The sequence below is a fragment of the Pseudomonas sp. Pseusp9 genome, from assembly GCF_059491265.1.
This window is the reverse complement of the sequence record NZ_CP168500.1, coordinates 2,469,083-2,485,111: the sequence shown is the minus strand read 5'-3', so window position 1 is coordinate 2,485,111 and position 16,029 is coordinate 2,469,083. Positions and strand designations below refer to the sequence as shown.

Sequence of the window (16,029 nt, the reverse complement as noted above, 5' to 3'; positions counted from 1 at the left end):
GGGTTTACCGGCCGCAAGGCACTTTTTAAGGAACGCTCTCGAGGTATTGAAAGGCGCCGCTCAATGCCAGTCACCCCGGCGCCGTCGAGAGAATCGTTTCACCTGAATTATTTCGCAAATATAGATAGCTGACTAATTACAAGCTCAACTATGATGAGTTAACTCATCAGCAGCAGATCTCACCATGACTGACCCGTTGACCTTAGGTTTTGCCCTGCATGACAGCGCCCGGTTGATGCGCAAGCGGTTTGAACAGCGCGCGCGGCATGTCGGCCTCACCCGGTCGCAGTGGCAAGTGCTGGCCATGCTGTCGACCCATGAAGGCATCCATCAAAAAGGGCTCGCGGACCTGCTGGAACTGGAGTCGATCACCCTCGTGCGTCTGCTGGACAAAATGGCCGAGCGCGGTTTGGTCGAGCGACGTCGTCATCCCACGGATCGACGCCTGTCCCTGCTGTTTTTGACGGAGCAGGCTCATCCGCTTCTGCAACTGATGCGTGACATGGGCCGCTCGACTCGCCAGGAGGCCACCCGCGGATTCTCTGCCGAAGAGGAACAGCTGCTGCTGGGGATGATGAAGCGCATGAGGTCCAATCTGATCGAAGCCTGCAGTCTTCCCATCGAAGAGGAGGAGCGTCGTCATGACTGATCAACGCCTGAAGCCACCCGCCGAGCCTGCCGCGATGCCCAGGGCCCCACGGCTTGAAGGCCCCTCGTCAGCCGAATCGCGCAAACCGGACCTCGGGCACACCTCGGCCGGGCCGGGCAATGCCTCCCTGGCCCGGCCGAGGCGGCAACTCGTACGCACCACGCTCTTTGCCTTGCTGCCTGTGGTGCTGGTGGTCGGTGGTTACCTGTATGTCACGGGCGGGCAGATCGTTGCCACCGACAATGCCTACATACAAGCCGATCATGTCGGTGTCTCCACCGATGTCTCGGGCCTGGTCGCCTCGGTCGACGTCAAGGACAACCAGCGGGTGGTCAAGGGCCAGGTCCTGTTCACCCTCAAGCCCGAGCCCTTTGAGATTGCGTTGGCCAGCGCCAGGGCGCAGCTGAGCAATGTGCGTAACCAGATCCTCAATCTCCAGGCCAATTACCAGCAGGCGCTGGCCGAAATCGACCAGGCACAAATCGACCTTGCGTACTACCAGGCCAGCTTCCAGCGCCAGCAAACCCTGGTCAGCGTTGCGGCAGTGTCCAGAACCAACTACGACGATGCCCGGCATGCGCTGGACAGCACCCGGCAAAAAATCACCGTGGCCAAGGCCACGGCACAAATGGTGCTGGCGCAACTGGGCGGAAATATCGCCACCCCCGTCGAACAACAGCCTGCGTATCGGGTCGCCCAGGCAGCGGTCGACGAAGCGCAGCGCAACCTCGACAACTCGGTGGTCAGGGCTGCGTTTGACGGTGTCGTGACCAACGTCGATTCGCTGCAAGTCGGCTCCTACCTGCAACCACCGCAATCGGGCATCAGCCTGGTGTCGGCCGACCACCTGTGGGTCGCGGCGTCGCCGAAGGAAACCGAACTGACCCACATGAAACCCGGCCAGTCCGTCCAGATCAGCGTCGACAGCTACCCCGGCGTGCAGTGGCACGGCACCGTCGACAGCATCAGCCCGGCGTCGGGTTCGAGCTTCTCGTTGCTGCCGGCGCAAAACACCACGGGCAACTGGGTCAAGGTCGTGCAGCGGATTCCCGTGCGCATCAGCATCGATGATGCCGGGGGAAAACCGCCGCTGCGCACCGGCATGAGTGTGCAGGCCGAGATCGATACCGGCTCGGCCCGTGGCCTGCCGCACCTGTTCTCGGGTTTGCTGGCGAGCAAGGCCGCCGTCCATGACTGACCCGGCCGCGACCGAACCGGTGGCCCATCGCGGGATGATCACCGCGTGCGTCGTGCTGGCGGTGATCATGCAAGCGCTCGACACCACCATCGCGAACGTCGCCCTGCCCTACATGCAAGGCAGCATCTCGGCCAGTTCCGACCAGATCAACTGGGTGCTGACGTCCTACATTGTCGCCGCCGCAATCATGACGCCGCCGTCTGCCTTCCTGGCCCGGCGTTTCGGGCGCAAACGCGTGCTGCTGTGGGCGATTGTCGGCTTCGTGGTCTCGTCGATCCTTTGCGGCCTGGCGCAATCGCTGGAAGAAATCATCCTTGCCCGCCTGCTGCAGGGCCTGGCGGGCGCGGCGCTGGTGCCGCTGTCCCAAGGCATTCTGCTGGACATCTACAGCCTCAAGGAGCGCGGCTCGGCCATGGCGCTGTTCGGTGTGTCGGTCATGGTCGGCCCCGTGCTGGGGCCGATGCTCGGTGGCTGGCTGACCGAAAGCTTCAGCTGGCGCTGGGTGTTCTTCATCAATTTGCCCATTGGTTTGCTGGCGCTGGCCGGGATCGTCTATTACGTCAGCGAAACGAGCACCGACACCACGACCCGCCTGGACTGGCTCGGCTTCGGCTCGCTGAGCGTGGCGATCATGGCCCTGCAACTGTTCCTGGACCGGGGTGAGCAACTGGGTTGGTTCGCGTCCGGGGAAATCCTGGTCGAAGCGATAGTGGCCGCTGTCGCCCTGTACGTGTTTGTGGTCCACACCTTCACCACCGACGCCCCGTTCATCAGCCCGAAGCTGTTCAAGGATCGCAATTTTTCGATCAGCGTCATCTTCATTTTCATCGTCGGCATTACCTACCTGGCCTCACTGGCATTGATGACGCCCTACCTGCAAACCCTGATGGGCTACCCGGTGCTGACCGCCGGCATGGTGATGGGCCCGCGTGGCCTGGGCACGATGCTGACCATGTTCCTCGCCGGTCGCCTGTTGGGCAAAGTCGATACCCGCCTGTTGCTGCTGACGGGCCTGGGATTGTCAGCACTGTCGATGGGGCTGATGACCGGCTGGACGCCGGACGTGTCGATGCAAACCGTCATCTGGGTCGGCTTCATCCAGGGCACCAGCCTGGGCCTGCTGTTCGTGCCACTGACCACGGTGGCCTTCGCGACCCTGCCCACCTCCTTGCGCGCCGAAGGCACCGGGCTCTACAGCCTGTCGCGCAATGTCGGCTCCAGCGTCGGGATTTCCATCGTGACCGTGCTGCTCACCCAGAACATCCAGGCCAACCACGAGCAGATCGGTGCCTACATCACACCCTTCAACCGCGCCTTCGACGCCGCAGTGATCAAGAGTTTCCTGGACCCGATGGCCGCCTCTGGCCGCGCCACCCTGGACGCCCTGGTCAATGTGCAAGCCAGCTGGATCGCCTACGTGGATGACTTCAAGCTGCTGATGCTGTTGTCACTGGCGGTCATGCCATTGTTGCTGATTATCAAAGCCCCAAGCCCGCAGACACAGGAAGAGCCGCCAGCGGTCATGGAATAAACATCGGCATGAGCTTATCTGCACAAACGCAAAAACCGGGACTCGCCCGGTTGTTGCGCACCTGTTGAAACCCGCGTTGGGCCGTCGCGTCAGACCTTGAAATCGGTGGACAGCGCCAGCGCTTTCCATTCGCTCAGTTCCGCTTGCACAAAGCGGTTTTTCGCTTCGACTCGAGCCACGGTGTCGCTGCCCAGTGCCAGGCGTTGTGGTGGCTCCTGGGCGTTGACCAACGCAAGCATCGCTTCGGCAAACTTCACCGGGTCGCCAGGCTGCGCATGGTTGGCGCCTTCGGCAAACTGGCGCATCTTGCCCACGGTTTCCTCGTAGTCCGGCAGTTCCAGGGCGGTCTTGATCAGCGACTGCTCGTCCAGGAAATCGGTACGGAAGAACCCGGGCTCGACAACGGTCGCATGGATGCCCAAGGGCGCCAGCTCCTGATGCAGCGCTTCGGTAATGCCCTCCACCGCAAACTTGGTGGCACCGTAGACTCCCCAACCCATGTAGGCCTGATAGCCGCCGATCGACGAGATGTTGATGACATGACCGCTGCGCTGGCGACGCATGTGCGGCAGTACGGCGCGGGTGACGTTGAGCACGCCGAACACGTTGGTGGCGAACAGACGCTCCGTTTCGCTGGCACTGGTTTCTTCCACCGCGCCCAGCACACCGAAACCGGCATTGTTGATCAGCACGTCAATACGCCCGAAACGCTTGATGCCTTGCGCGACCGCCTGATGCGCTTCTTCCTCGCGGGTGACGTCCAGCCGCACGGCGAGCAGGTTTGGGTGGTCACCCAGACGGTCAGTGATGTCTTGTGGCTTGCGGGCAGTGGCGATAACGGCATCGCCGGCACGCAGGGCGTGTTCTGCGATGAGGGTGCCAAAGCCACGGGAAGCGCCAGTAATGAACCAGGTACGCATTTCAACTCCTCCTGTCAGCGACCCGTGCGACATTGCCGGGCCTTCTCGATGAGTTGATGCGACTTTAAGCGCGTGCTACTGATGTGATAATCCCAGGAAATTTGCATGGCTTAGTGAAAGGCGCTCATAAATGAAATCCCCCTCCACTGCTGACCTGTCGATTTTCCTGTGCATCGCCCGGCACCTGAACTTCAGTCGGGCGGCAGTGGAACTTGGCCTCACGCCCTCGGCCTTGAGTCACTCATTGCGCGCCCTGGAGAATCGCCTGGGCGTACGACTGTTCAACCGCACCACCCGCAGCGTGGCCCTGACCGACGCCGGGGAACGCCTTTACGCCCGGCTGAAACCGGCCTTTCGTGACATCGACGATGCACTGGAAGACCTCAACAACTTTCGCGACAAGCCCTCGGGCAACCTGCACATCACCGCAGGACGACAGGCGTGCGAGCTGGTGTTGCTGCCGATTGTCAGCCAGTTCTTGCAGGCGTACCCGGATATCCGCCTGGAGATCGTCGAGAGCGACGCCTTGGTGGATGTGGTCGCCGGCGGTTTTGACGCAGGGGTACGCTTCGGCAATCGCCTGGAAGCCGACATGGTTTCGCTGCCCATCGGGCCGAACATGCGCTCGGTGGTCGTGGGCTCCCCGGCATTCTTCGAACGGCATGCTGCACCACGCCAACCCGAGGACTTGCATGGCCTGCCGTGCATCCGCCATCGTTTTCCCAGCGGCGCGATCTACCGATGGGAATTCGAACGCGGCGCGATCACCCAGGAAATCGAAGTCAGCGGCCCGCTCACCCTCGGCGATGTCAGCCTGATGATCGGCCCGGCCTTGCAAGGTGTGGGTCTGGCCTATGTGTTCGAGGACATGGTCAGCGGGCACCTGGCTGATGCCCGCCTGATCCAGGTACTGGCCGACTGGTGCCCCTACTATCCGGGCCTGCACCTGTATTACCCGAGTCGCCGCCACGTGCCCGCAGCGCTCAAGGCCTTCATCGACTTTGCCCGAGCGGCCCGTGCCCAACACGTATCCGCGCGCGACGGCTAAGCTTTTGTAACGCCACATTGTCACTCAAGGAGATATCCATGAGCGCCGCTGACCTGTCCGAGCTCGATGCCGCCCTGCCCGGTCTGACCCGCAAGATCCGCGTGCTCGATGCCCTGTCCTGGCCGGACGGGATCGAGGAAGACTTCCTGGCGAAATGGCGCGGCGGGCGTGCCGAACTGCCCAGGGTCGAGTTGCAGCCCCGCGACCACAGCGCCGACATCGCCGCCCTGGAAACCTTTATCCGCCGTTGCGATGTGGGGCATCCGGCCGGGAACTTCCTCGCCATGACCGCCCGTAGCTATGCCACGGCCGGGCACATGCTGGGGGCCATGGGTACCCCGGCGTTTACCCACTATTCGTCAGCGCTGTACCGGCGTCCGGACTTCTATTACTCGCGTTTGCAACTGAGCATGCTCGACGCCGCCAATTTCTTCCTCAAGACCACCGACGCCCTGTTGGGCGGTGCGCAGATTCCGCCGAGCCCGGCCGAGATCCCGGCCAAGGCGTTCGCCGACTGGCTTCGACCGGAACTGGACCGTTTCTTCGGGGCCGGACAGATCACGGTCGTGCTCGATCCGAACCTGGCCGCCAAGGCCATCGCCGGATCGAGTCGCATTCGCCTGCGCGCCAGCGCACTGTTCACCGAGCTGGACAAGAATCAGCTGTTGCAACACGAGGCCTTCGTCCATGTCGCCACGGCACAAAACGGCGCGCGGCAGCCCAACCTCACCAGCCTGGGCCTGGGAGCGCCCCGCACGACGCAGACCCAGGAAGGCATTGCCACCCTGGCCGAACTGTTCACCGGCAGCATGGACATCAACCGCCTGCGTCGCCTGGCCCTGCGCGTACTCGCCGTCCAGCAGGCGCTGGAGGGCGCCGACTTCATCCAGGTGTTCGAAGGTTTTCTGGCGGCCGGGCAGACACAAGAGGAATCCTTCCGCTCGACCCAACGAGTGTTCCGCGGTGTCGATCTGCGGGGCGGTTCGGCGTTTACCAAGGACGCCGCTTACCTGACCGGGCTGCTCGGCGTCCACACGCTGCTGCGCATTGCCATCCGCGATAACCGGCCGGAACTGATCGGGCATCTGTTTGCAGGGCGCCTCAGCCTGGCGGACACCCTGCGCCTGGCGCCACTGTTCGACTCAGGCTGGCTCAAGGCACCGGTCTATCTTCCGGCCTGGGCCTCGGACCTGCGTATCCTGGCCGCCAACCTGGCCTTCTCGGCGTTCATCGCCCAGATCAAGCTGGATGTGCTGGACCTGAAGGTCTTCATGGCATTCGCCGAAGAACACGAAAGCGATGCCAGCGCACATTGATCGGGATCAGCGTCACAACTTTTTAAAGCCAACCGGGGTCCTTGAAATGAGCTGCTACCATTAGGAAGCGGTGTCGGGGCTGAGCTCTGTGGCTTGCATAGCCGGCTTGCACCTGCCAGGGATGATCCACTCATTTCAAGCCTGCCTGACCTCATGGGGGGTGCAATGCACATTCCATTACTTTACACATTGTCGGCCGTACTGCTGTTGAGCGGACCGTCCTGCATGGCACTGGGTGCGGATACGGCCGCACCGGCACCGGCAAGCACGACCAATGCGGCACCCGTCACAGCGGCGGCCAAGGATCCGGTGTTTACCCAGGAACAACTGGATCAAATGCTGGCGCCCATTGCGCTGTACCCGGACCCCTTGCTGGCACAGGTACTGATGGCCACCACGTACCCCGGGGAAGTCGGTGAGGCGGTAAGCTGGTCCAAAGCGCACCCCGACGCCAAGGGTGACGATGCGGTCAAACAAGTAGCGAGCCAACCCTGGGATCCGAGCGTGCAGGCGCTGGTCGCCTTCCCGCAGGTTCTGGCAACGCTGGGGCAGGATCCCGTCTGGGTACAACGCCTGGGTGATGCCTTCCTGGCGCAGCCCGACGATGTCATGAACGGCGTACAACGCTTGCGGCGCCAGGCCCAGGCCGCTGGCAACCTGCAAAGCAACCAGTATCAGAACGTGACTATTCAGAACGTCGCGGCGCCGGCCAAGGCGGCCACGACCACAACACAGTCAGCGGCTCCAGCCCCTGCACCGGAAGCGGCACCGGCCAGCAGTTCAACCATCATCATCCAGCCTTCCGATCCGCAGGTGGTGTACGTCCCCACTTATAACCCGACAACCACCTACGGCACCTGGGCCTACCCGGCGTCGCCGCCCGTGTACTATCCACCGCCGCCCGCCTATTACCCCGGTCAGGCCTTGATGGCCGGGCTCGCGTTTGGTACCGGCGTAGCCATCGTCGGGGCGTTGTGGGGTGAATGTGACTGGGGCAATAACGACGTCGACATCGACGTCAACCGCTACAACAACATCAACGGCAACAACCGCATCACCAACAACCAGAACAAATGGCAGCACAACCCGGTGCACCGCAATGGCGTTCCCTACCGCGACAACAAGAGCCGCGAACAGTACGGCCGCCAATTGAACGGTGCCAGCCAGCGTGAAGCCTATCGCGGGGACAATCCCCAGCGCGCCCAGGCCCGTGAAAATGCGCGCAATTCAATGGACAAGCACGGTATCGAGCGACCTGCCACCAGCAACCGTGAAGCCCGTGACCAAACGCGCAAACTCCAGTCCGAAGCCGCGGGCGGCAACCGCTTGCAGGCCGGTGCAGACAGACCCAAGGCAGCTGACAGGGGCCAGGGGACTGCCAGGAACACCCGGGACAATCAGCAGCCCAGGAACGCGAATCGCCAGGCCGATCAGCAACCCAGGAACCAGAATCGCCAGGCCAGTCAACAACCCAGGAACCAGGCCTCCCAGCTCAATCAGCGCAAAGAGGGTGGCGCGCAGGCGCGTCAAGGAACCAACAAACGGCCGGCCGCCAGTGCCGGCAGTGCCCGCAATAATGCGTTCGCCGGCGCGCGCTCACCGTCCCAGGCCAACCTCCAGGCCAATCGTGGCCGGGCGAGCCAGTCATCCGCGCAACGCCCAAGTGCCTCACGATCGGCCGGTCAGCAGATCAGTCGGCCGTCCAGTCCACCAGCACGTCAAAGGGGAGGCCGCCGTTGAAAAACCATCCAGGAGTGAAAGGACTCACGGGCTTGCTCCCTCATGTCCTTGCGATAGCTGTCGGCTTGGCGTGGTCGTGCATGGCGACGGCGCAGCAGGCGTTTCCAACACCGGAAAAGGCCGCTGAAGCGTTCGTTGAAGCATTGGGCACGGAACATTCCGACCAGGCACGCCTGACCGAGCTGCTGGGCAGTGACTGGCACAGTTACATCCCCAGTGAAGGTGTGCAGCGCGAAGATGTGGACGCGTTTCTACAGCAATACCGCGAACAACATCACATTGAAAACACCAGCGACCGCAAGGCAGTCCTGGCGGTCGGCAGCAAGAACTGGACACTGCCCATCCCCATGACAAAAGCCGCCGACGGTTGGCGCTTTGACTTGAAGGCCGGCAGTGCCGAGATCCGTGCACGTCAAATCGGCCGCAATGAACTCGCCGCGGTGCAATCGGTGCTGGCCTACCACGACGCCCAGATGGACTATGCGTCGGTCGATCGAGACGGTGATGGCGCCCTCGAGTATGCGCAGAAAATCTTCAGCACCCCGGGCAAACACGATGGGCTCTATTGGGCAGAAGACGATAGCGAACAGATCAGCCCGCTAGGGCCTTCGTTCGGCAAAGCCATTGCCGACGAAGACTGGCATGGATACCGCTTCCGTATCCTTGATGGCCAGGGACCTTCGGCTCCGGGTGGCGCCTACAGTTACCTGATCGGTGACAAGATGAGCCGGGGCTTTGCACTGATCGCCTGGCCGGCGAAATACAACGACACCGGGGTGATGAGTTTCATGATCAGCCATGATGGCCAGGTGTTCGAGAAAGACCTGGGGCCCGGTGGTGAAAAACTCGCCAAGGCCATGAAGCGCTTTGATCCGGATGACAGCTGGAAAGAGGTGGATGAAGATCAAGCACAGCAGGAGTGACCGGGGCTCTTGTCTAAAGCAACAGGACGAATCGCTCTTCGTTCCCCGTGCTTTCGTTACAGGAGGGTTGTTCCAGGCGGAAGCCGCACCGATCGAGGACTTTTCTTGAGCCTGCATTTTCCTTGTAGGCAAAGGCAACCAGTTGCGTCAGCCCCCAACGCAAATGTGCCTGCCGGATCAGATGCCTCAGCGCCAACGTTGCCAGCCCCTGCCCGCACGCGCGTTGATCGATCCGGTAGCCCACTTCAGCAGAACCTGACGCCGGGTCGATGCTTTTCAGATTGGCTCGCCCAACGATTGCCCGACTGGAATCCACGATGACAAACGGGTGCCAGGCGCCGCTGGCAAAATCGGATAAATAGCTTTCGATATGATCGGCGACACCCTGCAACGAGTAAAAAGCCGGATCGCGCGCATCAATATGAGATTCGAACCATTCACGGTTATGGGTTTCGAATGCCAACAATGCTTCAGTGTCAGTTGTTTTCAGCTCGCGAACGCTAAACGATTCCATTCATCACCTCTCCTTTGTCGTGCGCCGATGCGGCTCAAGCTTATCTCATACCTCGACAACCTTGCCGAGCCGCGGCTTCACCACTACGCCCCGTAACACCCTGGCGCGCAATGAAACACCCTGAGAATGCTGATGGAGATCGTGCTCGGCATCATCTTCCAGCGGATCGGGTATTGGTTGCTCAAGGCGAAGCCAGACTGAGTCAACAAACACTGCCGCTGGTTTCGGACCACTCGTCACGATGCCGAAAAAGTCGCAAACCCCATGTCTCCACAGGATTTGCGACTCTTTGCCGATACGTCCCTCAAGCTCCCGGGACGTTTTCTACGAGTATGCCTGCCGTGCCAATTGCGCAAGGTGCAGGCTTAGTGTTGTACCTCAGCCATGTCGATATCCGGGGCGTCCGCCACATCCTCTCTGGCTTCGTTCGCCTCGACTCTGGCCGCCTCCCTGGCCTTGTTCGCTTCGGCTTTGGCAGCGTTGCGGGCTGCATCTGCAGCAGCCCGAGCAGCGTCCCTCGCGGCATCGGCGTCTGCCTTGGCAGCGTTTCGAGCCGCATCTGCCGCGGCCCGGGCAGCATCGGCATCCACTACGCCAGCAGCTTTTGCAGCGTCCCGAGCTGCATCCGCGTCAGCTTTGGCGGCATCCCGGGCTGCATCCGCATCAGCTCTTGCCGCGTTCCTGGCCGCATCGGCGTCGTTTCTGGCAGCGCCCCTGGCTGCATCATTGTCATTGTCCTTTGCGTTGTCATGCGCATTGCCCGGGCCTCGGTTCCCGGCCATGCCACCATGGTCAGCATCGCCGCGCCCCGGACCGCCATGACCTACAGCACCATGATCGCCAGCCTCTCCACGGCCAGCAGCACCATGATCACCACCCTCTCCACGGCCAGCAGCACCATGATCGCCGCCCTCTCCACGGCCTGCGGCACCATGATCACCACCCTCTCCATGACCTGCCGCACCATGATCGCCACCTTCTCCATGGCCAGCGCCACCGTGACCGCCTGCGCCGTCACCACCGTGACCACCGCCTCCGGAGCCTCCGCCACCGTGACCACCACCGCCTCCACCGCTGCCGCCATCTTTGGCGTACACGCTGGAGAAACTACTGATGTAATCGGGCACCAGGATCGTCGATGCCGACAGGACACCGCCAATTGCCAGAGCCAACAAACATTTTTTGAGCAGCATGTTGCACCTCCGCTTGGAGTTGCGTCGTCATCTCCGTATTGAACGCAATATCAAGTGAGTTTCCGGCCGCCCTTTGGAGCGGCCGCCAACCGGCCCGAACTTAATTTTCAGCAATAAGGGGCCACTGCGGTATCCGCACGGCTCCTCAGAGCCAGTCAGCATGGTTATGTGGGAAGCCTTCCCACAGTTTTTTTAGATAGGAGCGTTCAGCCCGAGTTCAAAAAAAGAGAATCTGAATTGACCGTTCAGCCAAAAAGTCATTCCAGACCGCTGGCAAGCAGCCTTGCGATTACAGGGTACGGGGTGCTGGCCTGATGCCTGTGCACGAAGCCCGGCAACCAGGCATCACTCCCTGTTCAGCACATCGATGATCGGGCAAACGGCCCCGCCGCCGCCTTCATCGCATTTCTTCACCAGTTCGCCCAGCACCTGCCGAATGGCGGCAAGGTCGGCCATCTTTTGCTCGATCTTGGCCAGTTTGCGCACGGCCAGTGCCCGAGTCTCGCTACAAGTGCAGGCCGCATCAAGTGTCAGCAGTCTGCCCACCTCATCCAGCGTGAATCCCAGCGCCTGCGCCCTCTTGATGAAGCGCAGGCGTTTGACCTGCTCCGGTAGATAGTGCCGATAACCGCCGGGCGGCTTTGACGGTTCATCCAGCAAGCCGCGTCGCTGGTAGTAACGAATGGTCTCGATGTTCACCCCGGCCGCTTGCGCCAGCTTGCCGATACTCAGCCCTGTCGTCATCACACGCCCCTTGATTCTGTACCCGGGTACGGAGTGTAAAGTGACTCTAGGTTAGATCGATTCAATGGAGAAGACGATGGCTCAGGCTCCTGCAGAAACCATCAGGCTCGACATTCAGAATCCCCACCGTATACAAGTGAGGCAACCATGAGCGCCGTCATCCTCGAATCCGTTTTGACCTGCCCGCATTGCGGCTTCGCCAAGCAGGAAGCCATGCCCACGGACGCCTGCCAGTTCTTCTACGAGTGTGGCAGTTGCAAAACCCTGCTACGCCCCAATCCTGGTGACTGCTGCGTGTTCTGTTCGTTTGGTACGGTGAAGTGCCCGCCGATTCAGGAGCAGCGCGGATGCTGTGGTACGGGAATGACCTGAGTTCATTCGGTTTATCAGACGCCCCTGACGCGCCTCAAACCGCGATTATGGGAGGTGAGTGTCATGTGGAATTACGCTCTGATGCTCGTGGTGATCTACCTGATCATCACCCTCTGCATCGGCTGGTTGTATACCATTGCTCTCCTGCATTGGTTCTGATCCGATGGGAGAAGTGCTGCTGTACCATTTACCGAACTGGAGACAGCTTCACTCCCCCCACTCCCGTCGATCCTTTGTCAATTACCCCACGCTCGCCACACACCAATAGCGGCAATGCACCACGTCAGTACGATAAGCATCGCAGCAAGCTTGTTCACCGAGCGCTGCAAGTCTCCAGCCTGCCACTGCGCCGCATTGAGTTGACACTCCTGCAGCACGGCTGATGGCATCAGCCGAAGCGCAAGCAGAATGCCAAACGGCCAATACCCGATCTTTCTCCCCTGGTCAGAAAACAGGCATTTTCGGTCCATGTACTGTCACATCCACCGAGTGAATTCCTGCGCAAAAATCCGTCATGACATGTTATGACCACATCAAAAAAAGGCGTTTTACCCAACAAATACGGCGTTTAATGGACGAATGGTCGTAAGGCGTCAAGCGCGGGGAATAGCCGGGAGCCTGAAGCCACTACAGGCGACTCAGGTTGGTGCGTTCGTCGAGGTTTAGTGAACTTCGCTTTCATCACGTGTCACATTAGGTCCTCGTCAAGCGAACTTCAGAAGAGGTAAAGCCTAATGAACATCGCCACAGTAGTAAGTGCCGTGATTTCCAGTCTCGCACCCAGTGTCTTTGACCAAAACGGCCTGCAAGAACCCGGCGCGCATGTCTCGGCCGTCGAATACCACTACGGAATGGAAATCGATGTAAAACGTGTACTGCAGCGCACCGATACATCCGACAAGACCGGTATGGTACCGGTGACCCTGGTCTATGAAGATAGCGAAGGTGAAGTCCACAAGATCCGTTTCCTCGAATGGGGCGGAAGCCCTGCCAGTCCAACCACCATTGCCTGATCCGCTCGTCGCCAGGGTTCCGGGCCACGCTGCCCGCCCAAGAAGCGGAAGTAAAACCTCATATGCACCCAGTGCGAATTGATGTTTTTGTTACCAGAAAAACTACATGATCGAATGATTAAAAGTTCATTCGCGAAGATCGCTATTATCTTGACCGCATAATGCCGCAAGATTAATTAATAGTGATTACTGAATCTTAATTGCAATCAGCAACGGCAAACGCCAGTCATGCCGTACCGAGCGTCATGCTGATTCACTATTGAAGACAAGAGGTCACCATGGAACTTAGTATGTTTTCTTCGTCCACCGTGGAATATGTTCGTTTGGGCGTTGTATATTTCCACCTAATCGCCTGCTGTGTTGCAATTGGCCTGGTCTTGACCAGCGACGTCGCAATGGTCAAGCAACTCCTGAAGGGAGATGCCTCAGGTCATCATGATGACGCGCACATGGAAAGCCTGCAAAAAACCGTAGTACTTGCACTTTGGGCGCTCTGGATTACGGGCATTGGTATTGTCGGGATCGATTATGCCGGCAAGGGGATGGAGTATTTCCTCAATCCAAAACTGCAAGCCAAGATCGGCATAGTCGTACTGTTGACCTTTAACGGCTTCCTGTTGCATAGCGCTGTATTGCCGGCGCTGAAAAAAGCCGGTTCGATACTTAATCTTTCCTTCAACCTGCGCATGCTCGCACTGTTCTCGGGCGCTCTCTCTGCCGTGTCGTGGTTCTATGCCGCCATGCTGGGAGTTGGTCGTCCGCTGGCCTGGAAGTACTCGCTGGTCGAGCTGCTGGCAGCCTATCCGGTTCTCATCGTCGGTGGCTTCGCGATGATGGTAGTGCTCACCGCCTATGCAAAAAACAAAGGCACCGAAGGGCGTCTGGAGCAAGGCACCGGGACCGCACGACACGCCGCCCTGGCTTGATGGTAAAGCCAGGTTCCGCTTTAGCAAATAAATACCCTTATCAGTTATTTACAAACTTTAGTTATTTACCAATTCTCACTTGAGGAAACCCAAATGAAATCCATGAAAATTCTCTTCGTAGCCGCCGCTCTGACCGCATCTTCCCTGGCCATGGCCACCGGTGGCGGTGATCGGACCTTCACCCGCATGGAGTCGGCCCGGAAAGTCTCGATGGAAGCCTTCCAGGTTGCCCAGAAACACAAAGCTGAAGCCGCTGTAGCTCAAAGCAAAGCCAGGGCGACCGATCACAGCAACAGCTGATCGCTGTAGCGCACCCCGAGGCCGCCAGCAATGTGCGGCCTCGAACCTCAACTGCAGCACCCACGGTGCTGCAGGCGCTGGTTTGAACCAGATCCTGGTGACCAGCATCCAATTCGTTGCATCCCCCGTTGAATCCACACCCGGAATCATTCATCCATCAATGGCTGATTCCAAGGAGTCGGGCGACTGCACCCAGAACGACATCGGGGGCCTCTCGATGGGGGACGTGATGACAATTTTCCAGTATCAGGTATTCCCCGGGCGCGCTCGCTAGTCTGGCGATGCGCATGGGATGCTGAACGGATCCGTACTCGTCCTGCTCTCCATGAAGCACAAGCAGTGGGCAGTGAACCGAGTCAATGGTGTCTTCAATCGTCCAGCCGCTGAATGCCTCCGACAGCCAGGTATCCGTCCAGGCTGACAGCACCCACTGCGCTTTATCGCCATGATATTTCTCAAGACGCGCCATTTGCCCCGGCACCTGAAACTGCGCCTTGGCATCCCGAATGCCGTGCAGCGTCTGCTCTTCTACGAACGCTTGCGCTGAAACGGTGATCAATGCAACGCAGCTCTGCGGGTACAAGGAAGCGCAGACTGTTGCCATCGCGCCGCCCACACTATGGCCCATGGCGACAAACCGATCGAATTGGAATTCGGCCCTTACCAGCGCGAAGAAGCGCTCGGCTTCGTCGCGAATGAAATGCATCGGCAAGCTCCCCGGGTACGGATCCGACTGCCCGAAGCCGAGTCGGTCATAGGCAATCACCTCGCGCTTTGTGGTCTGACAGAGTCGCTCAGGAAAATCTCGCCACAGTTCGACGCATCCCAGGGAATCATGAAAAAGGATGATCGGCGGTTGTACCTGGCTGTATTCCACGCCCGCCGGCAACCAGCGTCGGGTAAACAGTCGCCCATGTGGCGTATCGATCCAAAGCGTTTCGGCACAGACAAACGATGACATTGGAATCCTCGACTGATCATTCAGGCGGATAAGAGTAAACGAAGTGTTGCGGTCGCGAGGACAGCGATCTGCACGAGCAGGAAAGTCGGCGAATATGTCAGTGGCGGTTCAGCCAAGAACTCTGTAGGAGCGAGCTTGCTCGCGATGGTCGTTAACGATTACGCGTGTTTACTGGCTAAACGCGGCGCTCTTGAGTCCATCGCGAGCAAGCTCGCTCCTACAGTGGATCATTTTTTAACGGGCTTTTTTGTCCTTGGTATCTGGCATCAACATTCCTGTTTTTCTCAGATTTCAAGGCTGGTTCGCCTGTTTACCGACAGCTCCGAATTCTACCGGGGTCTTTATGTAGAACAGGGAGATATCTTCGGCCTCAAGTCGCTCAAACAGGCGAACGGACTCTTCTTCGGTAATTGCCATATGGATTTCGGTAGGCTGATCGGCCAGCTCGAAAAAATGCGAGGAATGCAGTTTCCCTGAATGCCCGAAACCTTCGATACCCGTTGCCAGGGTTGCACCGCGCAGCCCCATCTCTTTGGCCAGGTCGATGAGCCAGTCACCCAGCATTTTTCCGTGATGTCGACGGCTCTGTTGGGTAATGAAAATCACCAAAAAGCCTTTCATGACTCATCACCTCTCTAGCGTGTGCCAATCAATTGAAGCGATACAAGCCCTGCAATGGTC

Annotated in this window: 18 protein-coding genes; 11 read left to right on the top strand and 7 right to left on the bottom strand. The window is 59.6% G+C overall.

What is annotated here, in order from left to right; all coding sequences use genetic code 11:
* The first annotated feature begins 184 nt into the window (after positions 1-184).
* From ACEN8E_RS11245 to ACEN8E_RS11235, 3 genes are read left to right on the top strand one after another with little or no spacing between them, the layout of a single operon-like run.
* The gene (locus ACEN8E_RS11245) at positions 185-649 is read left to right on the top strand and encodes a MarR family winged helix-turn-helix transcriptional regulator (protein WP_495592666.1); all 465 of its coding nucleotides are present in this window, start codon (positions 185-187) and stop codon (positions 647-649) included.
* Complete coding sequence (locus ACEN8E_RS11240) at positions 642-1,847, top strand: HlyD family secretion protein (RefSeq protein ID WP_495592665.1); 1,206 nt, start codon at positions 642-644, stop codon at positions 1,845-1,847. The genes ACEN8E_RS11245 and ACEN8E_RS11240 overlap by 8 nt, the downstream gene beginning before the upstream one ends.
* Positions 1,840-3,378: a DHA2 family efflux MFS transporter permease subunit gene (locus tag ACEN8E_RS11235; RefSeq protein ID WP_495592664.1), complete on the top strand. Its 1,539-nt coding sequence runs from the start codon at positions 1,840-1,842 to the stop codon at positions 3,376-3,378. The genes ACEN8E_RS11240 and ACEN8E_RS11235 overlap by 8 nt, the downstream gene beginning before the upstream one ends.
* A gap of 89 nt (positions 3,379-3,467) precedes the next feature.
* On the opposite strand, the gene ACEN8E_RS11230 is transcribed toward ACEN8E_RS11235, so the two are convergent.
* Positions 3,468-4,298 (bottom strand): oxidoreductase, encoded by an 831-nt coding sequence (locus ACEN8E_RS11230; protein ID WP_495592663.1) that lies wholly within the window; start codon positions 4,296-4,298, stop codon positions 3,468-3,470.
* 130 nt (positions 4,299-4,428) lie between these two features.
* Here ACEN8E_RS11230 and ACEN8E_RS11225 point away from each other — a divergent pair, with 130 nt between their 5' ends.
* The 4 genes from ACEN8E_RS11225 to ACEN8E_RS11210 all read left to right on the top strand — a co-directional run bounded on the left by ACEN8E_RS11225 (position 4,429) and on the right by ACEN8E_RS11210 (position 9,325).
* Complete coding sequence (locus tag ACEN8E_RS11225; RefSeq protein WP_495592662.1) at positions 4,429-5,346, top strand: LysR family transcriptional regulator; 918 nt, start codon at positions 4,429-4,431, stop codon at positions 5,344-5,346.
* A gap of 38 nt (positions 5,347-5,384) precedes the next feature.
* Positions 5,385-6,662 carry a peptidase MATCAP family protein gene (locus tag ACEN8E_RS11220; protein ID WP_495592661.1) on the top strand — a complete coding sequence of 426 codons (1,278 nt, stop codon included), beginning with the start codon at positions 5,385-5,387 and terminating at the stop codon, positions 6,660-6,662.
* Between the two features lie 165 nt (positions 6,663-6,827).
* Positions 6,828-8,402, top strand: coding sequence for a DUF3300 domain-containing protein (locus ACEN8E_RS11215; RefSeq protein ID WP_495592660.1), 1,575 nt, complete (start codon positions 6,828-6,830; stop codon positions 8,400-8,402).
* Positions 8,403-8,482: 80 nt separating this feature from the next.
* The gene (locus ACEN8E_RS11210; RefSeq protein ID WP_495592659.1) at positions 8,483-9,325 is read left to right on the top strand and encodes a DUF2950 domain-containing protein; all 843 of its coding nucleotides are present in this window, start codon (positions 8,483-8,485) and stop codon (positions 9,323-9,325) included.
* Positions 9,326-9,338: 13 nt separating this feature from the next.
* Here the strand turns inward: ACEN8E_RS11210 and ACEN8E_RS11205 are convergent, their stop codons facing one another.
* The 3 genes from ACEN8E_RS11205 to merR all read right to left on the bottom strand — a co-directional run bounded on the left by ACEN8E_RS11205 (position 9,339) and on the right by merR (position 11,776).
* Positions 9,339-9,839: a GNAT family N-acetyltransferase gene (locus ACEN8E_RS11205; RefSeq protein WP_495592658.1), complete on the bottom strand. Its 501-nt coding sequence runs from the start codon at positions 9,837-9,839 to the stop codon at positions 9,339-9,341.
* Between the two features lie 365 nt (positions 9,840-10,204).
* Positions 10,205-11,032 (bottom strand): hypothetical protein, encoded by an 828-nt coding sequence (locus tag ACEN8E_RS11200; protein WP_495592657.1) that lies wholly within the window; start codon positions 11,030-11,032, stop codon positions 10,205-10,207.
* A gap of 345 nt (positions 11,033-11,377) precedes the next feature.
* Positions 11,378-11,776 (bottom strand): mercury resistance transcriptional regulator MerR, encoded by a 399-nt coding sequence (gene merR, locus ACEN8E_RS11195; protein ID WP_495592656.1) that lies wholly within the window; start codon positions 11,774-11,776, stop codon positions 11,378-11,380.
* 147 nt (positions 11,777-11,923) lie between these two features.
* Between merR and ACEN8E_RS11190 the strand changes: the two genes are divergently transcribed.
* Positions 11,924-12,148, top strand: coding sequence for a GDCCVxC domain-containing (seleno)protein (locus ACEN8E_RS11190; protein WP_495592655.1), 225 nt, complete (start codon positions 11,924-11,926; stop codon positions 12,146-12,148).
* Positions 12,149-12,384: 236 nt separating this feature from the next.
* On the opposite strand, the gene ACEN8E_RS11185 is transcribed toward ACEN8E_RS11190, so the two are convergent.
* Positions 12,385-12,618, bottom strand: coding sequence for a hypothetical protein (locus ACEN8E_RS11185; protein WP_495592654.1), 234 nt, complete (start codon positions 12,616-12,618; stop codon positions 12,385-12,387).
* Between the two features lie 264 nt (positions 12,619-12,882).
* On the opposite strand from ACEN8E_RS11185, the gene ACEN8E_RS11180 reads away from it, so the two are divergent.
* The 3 genes from ACEN8E_RS11180 to ACEN8E_RS11170 all read left to right on the top strand — a co-directional run bounded on the left by ACEN8E_RS11180 (position 12,883) and on the right by ACEN8E_RS11170 (position 14,387).
* On the top strand, positions 12,883-13,161 hold the full coding sequence (locus ACEN8E_RS11180) for a DUF2790 domain-containing protein (protein ID WP_495592653.1): 279 nt from the start codon (positions 12,883-12,885) through the stop codon (positions 13,159-13,161).
* A gap of 278 nt (positions 13,162-13,439) precedes the next feature.
* A complete protein-coding gene (locus ACEN8E_RS11175) occupies positions 13,440-14,087 on the top strand; it encodes a hypothetical protein (protein ID WP_495592652.1) in 648 nt (215 codons plus the stop codon).
* Between the two features lie 93 nt (positions 14,088-14,180).
* Positions 14,181-14,387 (top strand): co-regulatory protein PtrA N-terminal domain-containing protein, encoded by a 207-nt coding sequence (locus tag ACEN8E_RS11170; protein ID WP_495592651.1) that lies wholly within the window; start codon positions 14,181-14,183, stop codon positions 14,385-14,387.
* 157 nt (positions 14,388-14,544) lie between these two features.
* Here ACEN8E_RS11170 and ACEN8E_RS11165 read toward each other — a convergent pair whose 3' ends face one another.
* Positions 14,545-15,348 carry an alpha/beta fold hydrolase gene (locus ACEN8E_RS11165; RefSeq protein ID WP_495592650.1) on the bottom strand — a complete coding sequence of 268 codons (804 nt, stop codon included), beginning with the start codon at positions 15,346-15,348 and terminating at the stop codon, positions 14,545-14,547.
* A gap of 291 nt (positions 15,349-15,639) precedes the next feature.
* The gene (locus ACEN8E_RS11160) at positions 15,640-15,969 is read right to left on the bottom strand and encodes a DUF190 domain-containing protein (RefSeq protein WP_495592649.1); all 330 of its coding nucleotides are present in this window, start codon (positions 15,967-15,969) and stop codon (positions 15,640-15,642) included.
* Positions 15,970-16,029: the final 60 nt, after the last annotated feature.

What these genes read in the sequence shown, in the direction of transcription:
- ACEN8E_RS11230 (WP_495592663.1), bottom strand. Translation starts at nt 4,298, where the DNA reads ATGCGTACCTGGTTCATTACTGGCGCTTCCCGTGGCTTTGGCACCCTC.
- ACEN8E_RS11215 (WP_495592660.1), top strand. Translation starts at nt 6,828, where the DNA reads ATGCACATTCCATTACTTTACACATTGTCGGCCGTACTGCTGTTGAGC.
- ACEN8E_RS11160 (WP_495592649.1), bottom strand. Translation starts at nt 15,969, where the DNA reads ATGAAAGGCTTTTTGGTGATTTTCATTACCCAACAGAGCCGTCGACAT.
- ACEN8E_RS11220 (WP_495592661.1), top strand. Translation starts at nt 5,385, where the DNA reads ATGAGCGCCGCTGACCTGTCCGAGCTCGATGCCGCCCTGCCCGGTCTG.
- ACEN8E_RS11165 (WP_495592650.1), bottom strand. Translation starts at nt 15,348, where the DNA reads ATGTCATCGTTTGTCTGTGCCGAAACGCTTTGGATCGATACGCCACAT.
- ACEN8E_RS11180 (WP_495592653.1), top strand. Translation starts at nt 12,883, where the DNA reads ATGAACATCGCCACAGTAGTAAGTGCCGTGATTTCCAGTCTCGCACCC.
- ACEN8E_RS11200 (WP_495592657.1), bottom strand. Translation starts at nt 11,032, where the DNA reads ATGCTGCTCAAAAAATGTTTGTTGGCTCTGGCAATTGGCGGTGTCCTG.
- ACEN8E_RS11205 (WP_495592658.1), bottom strand. Translation starts at nt 9,839, where the DNA reads ATGGAATCGTTTAGCGTTCGCGAGCTGAAAACAACTGACACTGAAGCA.
- ACEN8E_RS11235 (WP_495592664.1), top strand. Translation starts at nt 1,840, where the DNA reads ATGACTGACCCGGCCGCGACCGAACCGGTGGCCCATCGCGGGATGATC.
- ACEN8E_RS11170 (WP_495592651.1), top strand. Translation starts at nt 14,181, where the DNA reads ATGAAATCCATGAAAATTCTCTTCGTAGCCGCCGCTCTGACCGCATCT.
- ACEN8E_RS11225 (WP_495592662.1), top strand. Translation starts at nt 4,429, where the DNA reads ATGAAATCCCCCTCCACTGCTGACCTGTCGATTTTCCTGTGCATCGCC.
- ACEN8E_RS11210 (WP_495592659.1), top strand. Translation starts at nt 8,483, where the DNA reads ATGGCGACGGCGCAGCAGGCGTTTCCAACACCGGAAAAGGCCGCTGAA.
- ACEN8E_RS11185 (WP_495592654.1), bottom strand. Translation starts at nt 12,618, where the DNA reads ATGGACCGAAAATGCCTGTTTTCTGACCAGGGGAGAAAGATCGGGTAT.
- ACEN8E_RS11190 (WP_495592655.1), top strand. Translation starts at nt 11,924, where the DNA reads ATGAGCGCCGTCATCCTCGAATCCGTTTTGACCTGCCCGCATTGCGGC.
- ACEN8E_RS11240 (WP_495592665.1), top strand. Translation starts at nt 642, where the DNA reads ATGACTGATCAACGCCTGAAGCCACCCGCCGAGCCTGCCGCGATGCCC.
- ACEN8E_RS11245 (WP_495592666.1), top strand. Translation starts at nt 185, where the DNA reads ATGACTGACCCGTTGACCTTAGGTTTTGCCCTGCATGACAGCGCCCGG.
- ACEN8E_RS11175 (WP_495592652.1), top strand. Translation starts at nt 13,440, where the DNA reads ATGGAACTTAGTATGTTTTCTTCGTCCACCGTGGAATATGTTCGTTTG.
- merR (WP_495592656.1), bottom strand. Translation starts at nt 11,776, where the DNA reads ATGACGACAGGGCTGAGTATCGGCAAGCTGGCGCAAGCGGCCGGGGTG.